This is a genomic window from Terrihalobacillus insolitus (assembly GCF_028416575.1).
Classification (GTDB): domain Bacteria; phylum Bacillota; class Bacilli; order Bacillales; family Amphibacillaceae; genus Terrihalobacillus; species Terrihalobacillus insolitus.
In genome coordinates this window covers 1-1471 of record NZ_JAMQKB010000059.1, presented here as the reverse complement: position 1 = coordinate 1471, position 1471 = coordinate 1, and the positions used below count along the sequence as shown (strand labels likewise).

The following is a 1471-nucleotide window of genomic DNA, read 5'->3' as shown; positions in this document are numbered from 1 at the left end:
AGAGACGATGAGGTTGATAGGTTCGAGGTGGAAGCGTGGTGACACGTGTAGCTGACGAATACTAATCGATCGAGGACTTAACTATATGTTTTATATGTCTTTCGTTCTTATCTAGTTTTGAAGGTATGCAAAGCAAGGAAGATCGATCATGGAAGGAAGATCGACTAAGACCGTCACGTCCTGTGACAACGTCGATCTGACCCGCGTCCTGTGAATTTCGATCTAAACAAGCCATACGAATTATATTTTAAAAAAAACGCTTGCTTTTTTACCTAAAGATCAATATAATATATCTTGTCCTTGAAATTTGAATAACTGTTTGGTGGTAATGGCGGAGAGGTCACACCTGTTCCCATGCCGAACACAGAAGTTAAGTTCTCCAGCGCCGATGGTAGTTGGGGCATTGCCCCTGCGAGAGTAGGACGCCGCCAAGCAGTATTAATATCGGAGGATTAGCTCAGCTGGGAGAGCACTTGCCTTACAAGCAAGGGGTCGCAGGTTCGAGCCCTGCATCCTCCACCATTATTTGCCGGCCTAGCTCAATTGGTAGAGCAACTGACTTGTAATCAGTAGGTTGGGGGTTCAAGTCCTCTGGCCGGCACCACTATTGTTATATGATAGTGAGCCATTAGCTCAGTTGGTAGAGCATCTGACTTTTAATCAGAGGGTCGGAGGTTCGAATCCTCCATGGCTCATTAAATAAGTTATGGTACTGGATTCTCACCTACGGTTCCCCTTGTCTTTGATTAAATACAAAGCGGAGACAAGGACTAGCCTTACGACGTCGGAATCCTCCATGGCTCATCTAAAAAATATTAGCGGGTGTGGCGGAATTGGCAGACGCGCTAGACTTAGGATCTAGTGTCTTTGACGTGGGGGTTCAAGTCCCTCCACCCGCATTTCAAGCGGAAGTAGTTCAGTGGTAGAACACCACCTTGCCAAGGTGGGGGTCGCGGGTTCGAATCCCGTCTTCCGCTCCAGTTTTATAAATTGCCATGCCGGGGTGGCGGAATTGGCAGACGCACAGGACTTAAAATCCTGCGGTAGGTAACTATCGTGCCGGTTCGAGTCCGGCCCTCGGCACCATTAAGCGCCCGTAGCTCAATTGGATAGAGCGTTTGACTACGGATCAAAAGGTTAGGGGTTCGACTCCTCTCGGGCGCGCCATAAATCGGGAAGTAGCTCAGCTTGGTAGAGCACATGGTTTGGGACCATGGGGTCGCAGGTTCAAATCCTGTCTTCCCGACCATCCTTTTGGGGCCTTAGCTCAGCTGGGAGAGCGCCTGCTTTGCACGCAGGAGGTCAGCGGTTCGATCCCGCTAGGCTCCACCATGATCTAAATTATTTGATCCTTGAAAACTGAACAAAACAACCAGTAATGTCAAGTAAGAAAAAGCTAGTTTTTCATTCGAGCAAGATGAAACGATCTTCGATTAAGTATGCAACGTTCTGTTGCAACATCGAAGTCAGC

Annotated in this window: 9 tRNA genes and 2 rRNA genes; all 11 read left to right on the top strand. The window is 48.1% G+C overall.

Annotated features, from left to right (window positions below):
* Positions 1–85 (top strand): 23S ribosomal RNA (locus NC797_RS18275); the annotation flags it as partial.
* 233 nt (positions 86–318) lie between these two features.
* A 5S ribosomal RNA gene (rrf, locus tag NC797_RS18270) occupies positions 319–434 on the top strand.
* A gap of 12 nt (positions 435–446) precedes the next feature.
* Positions 447–522 (top strand) — tRNA-Val (locus tag NC797_RS18265).
* Positions 523–528: 6 nt separating this feature from the next.
* Positions 529–604 (top strand) — tRNA-Thr (locus NC797_RS18260).
* An 18-nt stretch (positions 605–622) separates the two neighbouring features.
* Positions 623–695 (top strand) — tRNA-Lys (locus NC797_RS18255).
* 123 nt (positions 696–818) lie between these two features.
* Positions 819–899 (top strand) — tRNA-Leu (locus NC797_RS18250).
* A 6-nt stretch (positions 900–905) separates the two neighbouring features.
* Positions 906–980, top strand: a tRNA-Gly gene (locus tag NC797_RS18245).
* A 17-nt stretch (positions 981–997) separates the two neighbouring features.
* Positions 998–1086 (top strand) — tRNA-Leu (locus NC797_RS18240).
* A gap of 4 nt (positions 1087–1090) precedes the next feature.
* Positions 1091–1167 (top strand) — tRNA-Arg (locus NC797_RS18235).
* 5 nt (positions 1168–1172) lie between these two features.
* Positions 1173–1249 (top strand) — tRNA-Pro (locus NC797_RS18230).
* A 7-nt stretch (positions 1250–1256) separates the two neighbouring features.
* A tRNA-Ala gene (locus NC797_RS18225) sits at positions 1257–1332 on the top strand.
* Positions 1333–1471: the final 139 nt, after the last annotated feature.